The 6,127-nt window shown below is 69.4% G+C and carries 5 protein-coding genes; all 5 read right to left on the bottom strand.

What is annotated here, in order from left to right:
• The coding region (locus ACIBAF_RS37035; RefSeq protein WP_399469024.1) for a carbohydrate ABC transporter permease at positions 1 to 638 on the bottom strand (638 nt) is incomplete at its 3' end.
• Between the two features lie 105 nt (positions 639 to 743).
• A complete protein-coding gene (locus tag ACIBAF_RS37030) occupies positions 744 to 2,069 on the bottom strand; it encodes an ABC transporter substrate-binding protein (RefSeq protein WP_399469016.1) in 1,326 nt (441 codons plus the stop codon).
• Between the two features lie 240 nt (positions 2,070 to 2,309).
• Positions 2,310 to 3,785, bottom strand: coding sequence for a cellulose binding domain-containing protein (locus tag ACIBAF_RS37025; RefSeq protein WP_399469014.1), 1,476 nt, complete (start codon positions 3,783 to 3,785; stop codon positions 2,310 to 2,312).
• Between the two features lie 197 nt (positions 3,786 to 3,982).
• The gene (locus ACIBAF_RS37020; RefSeq protein WP_399469012.1) at positions 3,983 to 5,359 is read right to left on the bottom strand and encodes an ATP-binding protein; all 1,377 of its coding nucleotides are present in this window, start codon (positions 5,357 to 5,359) and stop codon (positions 3,983 to 3,985) included.
• Positions 5,356 to 6,063, bottom strand: coding sequence for a response regulator transcription factor (locus ACIBAF_RS37015; RefSeq protein WP_399469010.1), 708 nt, complete (start codon positions 6,061 to 6,063; stop codon positions 5,356 to 5,358). The genes ACIBAF_RS37020 and ACIBAF_RS37015 overlap by 4 nt, the downstream gene beginning before the upstream one ends.
• Positions 6,064 to 6,127: the final 64 nt, after the last annotated feature.

Raw genomic sequence — 6,127 nt, 5'->3', positions numbered from 1 at the left:
AGGCCGGCCAGGTAGAGGATCATCATGTAGCCGGTGTGCCGCCAGCAGGCGGCGACCAGGACGGCCCACAGGTTCAGGTGCGGGTCGCCGATCCAGTCGATGTAGTGGCCGGGCTTGTTCGCCCCGATGATGCTGTTGATCAGGCCGGTGTCGGGGTTGTAGACGAGCTGCCAGACGAAGCCGGTGACCGCCAGCGACACGACGACCGGCAGGAAGAAGGCCGTCTGGTAGACGCGGCTGAACCGGATCTTCTTGTCCAGCTGGATCGCGAGGAACAGGCCCAGCGGGGTCGGGATCAGGATGAGCACGACGAACCAGATGACGTTGTGCTCGACGGCGGGCCAGAACTGCGGGTTGTTGGTGAACAGCTCCTTGAAGTTGTCCAGCCCCACCCACTTGATCGAGTCGAAGCCGATGCCGTCCCAGGTGGTGAAGGCCAGCGCGATCGAGGCCAGGGCGGTGACCCAGACCAGGGCCACGTGCAGGATCGTCGGCACGCCGGCCATCAGGCCCAGCGTGAGCCGGTCGCGGCGGGTCAGCAGGCGCCGGTGGCCCTGCACAACCCGCTTCTTCGGGGATGCGGTGCCCGGAGGCGGCACGGCTGCCGCCTCCGGGGTCTTCGTGGTGTCCACGGTCATGGTGTCGGTGCTCATCCGCTCAGCAGAAGGGTCTCGGCCGTCTCGGCGGTCTCAGCCGTTCCGGCAGTCTCAGCTGTCTCGGCCATCTCGGCCGTCTCAGCTGTCTCAGCCGGAGGCGAAGATCGTCTTCTTCTGACGCTCGATCGAGGTCAGCAGGCTGTCGATGCCCTTGGGGTCGCGGACGAACTTCTGCAGCGCGGGCTGCATCACCGTGGAGGTGAAGTCGGGCCGGCTGTCGCGGTCCATGAACTGCGTCAGGTGCTTCGCGCCGCTGATCATCGCGTACGCCTTCTGCTGCAACGCGGAGTACGAGGAGGTGTCGGCCTTGGAGGAGGCGGCCACCACGCTCGGGTCGGCCTTGAGGTAGATCGCCTCGGCGGCCGGGGTGCCCAGGAACTCGAGCAGCTTGACGGCGGCCGCCTTGTTCTTCGGGGCCTTGGAGAGCATGAAGCCGTCGGTGGGCGCCTCGACCGTCTCCTGGCCGTACGTCGGGTCGATCTCCGGGAAGGCGAAGAAGTCCAGGTCGTCGGCGTCGGCCTTGTTCGTGAACTGCTGCGCCACAAAGGTGCCCAGCAGGTACATGCCGGCCTTCTTGGAGACGAGGGTCTGGGCGGCGTCCTGCCAGGTGCGGCCGACGGCGCCGTCCTGGTGGTAGGGGAGGATCTCGGCCCAGTGGTCGAAGGTCTTGCGGACCTTGGCGTCGGTCCAGGCGGCCTTGCCCGCCATCAGCTCGACGTGGAAGTCGTAGCCGTTGGTGCGGAAGTTGATCTGGTCGAAGGTGCCGAGCGCGGGCCAGGCGTCCTTGTCGCCGAAGGCGATCGGGACGAGCCCGTCCTTCTTCATCTGCTTGCACAGCGCGACCAGCTGGTCCCAGGTGGTGGGCACGGTGTACCCGTGCTGCTGGAACACGCTCTTCCGGTAGAAGAGCGCCCAGGGGTACGTGTACAGCGGCACGAAGTAGTACTTGCCGTCCTCGCCCTTGCTGAGCGCCTTCATCGCGTCGGGGAAGTTGCCGCCGATGCTCTGCCACACGTCGTCGATGGGGGTGGCGAGCTTCTTGGCCGCGAAGAACTGCATGCGGTAGCCGGCGAACCAGTTGAACACGTCGTCCGGGGTGCCCTGGAGGTAGGAGTTGATCTGCTCCTGGAACGTGTTGTGGTCCTTGGTGTTCACGTCGACCGTGATCCCGGACTGCTTCTTGAACGCCGCGTAGATCTCCGCGAACGCCTGCTTCGGGACGGCGTCGGAGGCGTTGGAACCGAGGGTGACCGTCTTCGAGTCGGTCGCCGTGCCGCTGCCGCCGCAGGCGGACAGCAGGGGTATGCCGGCGCCCAGGGCGGCTGCGGCGCCCATGCCGCGCAGCACCGAGCGGCGACTCGCCGAGGGCAGCGAGGGGAGGGAGAGGCGGCCGGAAGGGGTGAGGTGGTGCATGAACGGCTCCTGACGCGAGGTTCGGCCACGAAGTATTGGCTGAAAGTTGATCTCAATCGACCAGAAATCAACTTGACCGAACACGGGGTGGCGCAATAACAGCCTTATGTCCGGTCGTGCGTCAAGAGCCGCTGGCTTCATTTGTCGAAACGTGATCGACACACCTTGATCACCTATTGCTCACACATGCCCCACCTTCCTTGATCACTTCCTTCACCGCCTCCTTGATCACTTTCTTGATCATTTGAGGGCGGCGAAGGCCTTCGAGAACGCGGAGTCGGCCTGGAGGATCGAACTGCAGGTGGCGTCGGCGTAGTTCTTGGCCCCGCCCGGGCACTGCTTGTCGCGGGTCGCCGACCACATCGACAGCCGGCCGAGACCCTTCGACTTCGCGAACGCGACGAGCTGGGAGGCGTCCTCGACCTTGAAGACCTCGGACGTGACGTCGTTCACACCGATCATCGGCGTGACCGCGACCGCCTTCCAGGCAGCGCTGCCACTGAGCCCGAACACACTCTTCACCTGGGCCTGAGTAGCGGTGGCGGCCTGCTCGGCGTACGTACCCATGTCACCGCTGTAGGCCGGACCGTAATCCATGGCCATGACGTTGACAGTGGCCGCCTTCACACCGTTGGCCTTGGCATTGGAGAGCAAACTCACGCCGTCCTGGGTCAGCCCCTCGGGCATGACGGGGAGCGTGAAGGAGACATCGAGGCCCGGGTGCTGCTGCTGGAGCTTGGCGATCGCCTGGGCGCGGCGGGTGTTCGCGGCCGTGTTCGGCAGCGCACCGCCCTCGACATCGAAGTCGACCTTGGTGAGCTCGAACCGGTCCACCGCCTTCCCGTACGCCGTCGCCAGCGCGTCCGCCGAAGAGCAGGTGGTGGCGAGCTCGGCGCCGGAGGCTCCGCCGAAGGAGACCCGGACGTCGCCGCCCTTCGCCCTGAGCGCCCCGATCTGCGCGGCCACCCCGTCGCTCCCGAGGTCGGTCACCCCGCCCCACTTCGGCGTACAGCCGCCGCCGTCGGTGACGAAGGCGAGGGTGTACTCCTTCACACCGGTCGCGCCCGCGCTCGCGAGGAGGTCGAAGGCGGGGTAGAGGGAGGTGTCGACGTAGGGGGCGAACCTGGCGGAGGCGGCGCTCCCTGCGCCGGGGCTCGTGCTCGTGCTCGTGGAAGGGTCGGCCGGTCGGGAGGGGGCAGGGGTCCGGGAGGGGGCGGAGGTCTGGGGCGGGGCGGAGGTGGGGGGTGTGGACTGCGTCGGTCGTCCACTGGGCCGGGGCGTGGCCCCCTCGTCGGCCGAGCACTTGGCCCCGTCGACGAGACAACCGGCCGGATCCCCGCTGCCGTTGACGACGAAGCCGACGGTGACGGACTCCCCGGCGGCGAGCCCGTCGGTGTCCCACGCGGGCGACGACACCGTGACGTGCTGCCCGCTGACGCTCGACACCCCGTTCCACAGGGAGCTCAGCTTCGTCCCGGACGGCAGATCGAACTCCAGCTTCCAATCCGCCTTCGCCCGGCCGCTGTTGTTGGTGACGACGTACTGCGCGGTGTAACCCGTCGACCAGTCGCTGGTCCTGGTGTACGCGGCCCCGACCCCGGCCGCCTGCGCGGTACCGGTGACCAGGACGACGCCGCCGCCCACGACGGCCGCGGCGACCGCACCTCCGATGACCCTGTTCCTGCCACTGGCCTTGCGCCGATGCATACGCGTCATCACGTGCCTGCCTTCGCTGCTCACGGAGATTCCCGGACTCCCGGAGGCTTCCGGGCGTGGGGTGCGGCAGCACGCTAGCGATCCCGAAGCGGGCAAAGTGCCTGATAGGGACGGGCGTTGGCGAACTTACGGCGCGCTTAAGGAAGGCATCGGCGGTGGTTAAAGGTCGAGACCAATTCGGGTCGTCGGCGAATGCCTCACGAGTGCCCGAGGGCCGTCCGTCTCCGCCTTCGCACAGCCCCCCGGTGGCCTCTGCGCACCGGCTCCCGCCCGCCCAGTTGGATCCAGACGCGTATCTCCGTGCCGCCCAGCACCGATGAGCCGATGCGGACGTCGCCGCCTGTCGACTCGGCGAGTCTGCGGACTATGTCCAGGCCGAGACCGGTCGAGCCGGCGGCGCCCGAGCCACGGCCGCGGGCCATCGCCGTCTCGGGGTCGGGTATGCCGGGGCCGGCGTCCGAGACCAGGACGATCACCGCGTCCTCGCCGTTGTGGACGTCGACCGCGAAGGCCGTGCCCTCCGGGGTGTGCCGGAAGACGTTGCCGAGGAGGGCGTCCAGGGCGGCGGCCAGGTCGGTGCGGGCCACGGGGATGCGGACCGGGCGGTCGACGCCGGCCGTGCGCACCTTGCGGCCCTCGTCCTCGGCGAGCGCCGACCAGAACGCCATCCGCTCCCGGACCACCTCCGCCGCGTCACAGCCGGCGCCCGGGCCGAGGGCCGTGGTCTGCGGTTTCGCCTCCCGCGCCGTACGGATGACGGCGTCCACCTCACGCTCCAACTGGGCGACCGCCGTCCTCGTCTGCTCGGCGGCCGGGGAGTCGCCGAGGGAGGCCGCGTTGAGGCGGAGCACGGTGAGCGGAGTGCGCAGACGGTGCGACAGGTCGGCCGCCAACTCTCGTTCGTTCGCCAGCAGTTGGACCACCTGGTCGGCCATCGCGTTGAACGCCACTGCGGCCAGGCGCAGTTCGTTCGGACCCTCCTCCGGGACCCTCGCCCCCAGCCTGCCCTCGCCCAACTCGTGTGCGCCCTCGACCAGTCGCCGCGCCGGCTGCACCATCCGTACGCCCAGCCGGTCGGCGACCGCCAGCGAGCCGACGACCAGCGCGACCCCGACCGCCGCGAGCACCGCCCAGGCCGTGCCGACGCCGTTGCTCACCTCGGACTCGGGGACGTACACCTCGATCACCGCCGTCCCCAGGCCCAGCGCGACGGGCTGGAGCAGCGCGGAACCCCCGGGGACCTCGGCGGTCGAGACACGGCCCAGTCTCCGTACGGCGGCGATGTCGGGGTCGGCGGCGCGCTGTCGGCCGAGGTCGACGGCGGCGCGGCCGGCGCTCGCCGGTATGTGCACGGCCATGCCGTCGTCGGAACCGGCCGATGCGACGACCCGCTCCAACTGGTCTCGGTCGGTCGTGATGGACAGCGCCGGGACCACGACCGCGGCCTCCCGCTCCGCGTTGGAGAACGCGCGGTCGCGGGCCATCTCCTTGATGACGAGGCCGAGCGGGACCGCGAAGGCGACCACGACCATCGTGGTGACCGCCAGACAGACCTTGACCAGAGCCCACCTCACAACGCCGGCCCCGCTTCCGTCGGCGGTTCGAGCTTCACGCCGACGCCCCGCAGGGTGTGCAGATAGCGCGGCCGGGCCGCCGTCTCGCCCAGTTTGCGGCGCAGCCAGGACAGATGGACGTCGATGGTCTGGTCGTCGCCGTAGGACTGCTGCCACACCTCGGCCAGCAGCTCCCGGCGCGGGACCACGACCCCCGGCCGGCCGGCGAGGAAGGCCAGCAGGTCGAACTCGCGGCGGGTGAGGTCGAGCCGCACGCCGTCCAACTCGGCCTGGCGGCGCAGCGGGTCGACGGTCAGACCGCCGACGCGCAGGACGACGGAGGGCGGGGGCTCCCCGGCGCCGGGCCGGGCCCGGCGCAGCACCGCCGCCATCCGGGCCGACAGGTGCTCCACCGAGAACGGCTTCGTCAGATAGTCGTCCGCGCCCGCGTTGAGCAGCCGGACGATCTCCGTCTCGTCGTCGCGCGCGGTGGCGATGATGACCGGTACGTCCGTGATGCCGCGCAGCATCTTCAGGGCCTCGGAGCCGTCCAGATCGGGCAGTCCGAGGTCGAGGACGACCACGTCGAAGCGGAAATGGGCGACCTCGCGCAGCGCCTCCAGCGCCGTGCCGACGCTGCGCACTGTATGCGAGGCGTCGGTCAGCTGCCGGATGAGCGCCGAGCGTACGAACTGGTCGTCCTCGACCACGAGCACACTTGCCATGCGCGGCACCGTACGCCATGCGGTCGAGCGCGGTCGGGGCCTGTGGACAACTGCCGCTCTGTGG

This window comes from Streptomyces sp. NPDC051677 (genome assembly GCF_044453465.1).
Lineage (GTDB): Bacteria > Actinomycetota > Actinomycetes > Streptomycetales > Streptomycetaceae > Streptomyces.
This window is presented reverse-complemented; position numbering and strand designations above follow the sequence as displayed.

Bases quoted from the DNA above. Each gene is read 5' to 3' on its own strand.
- ACIBAF_RS37015 (WP_399469010.1), bottom strand. From the start codon at position 6,063: ATGGCAAGTGTGCTCGTGGTCGAGGACGACCAGTTCGTACGCTCGGCG.
- ACIBAF_RS37025 (WP_399469014.1), bottom strand. From the start codon at position 3,785: ATGACGCGTATGCATCGGCGCAAGGCCAGTGGCAGGAACAGGGTCATC.
- ACIBAF_RS37030 (WP_399469016.1), bottom strand. From the start codon at position 2,069: ATGCACCACCTCACCCCTTCCGGCCGCCTCTCCCTCCCCTCGCTGCCC.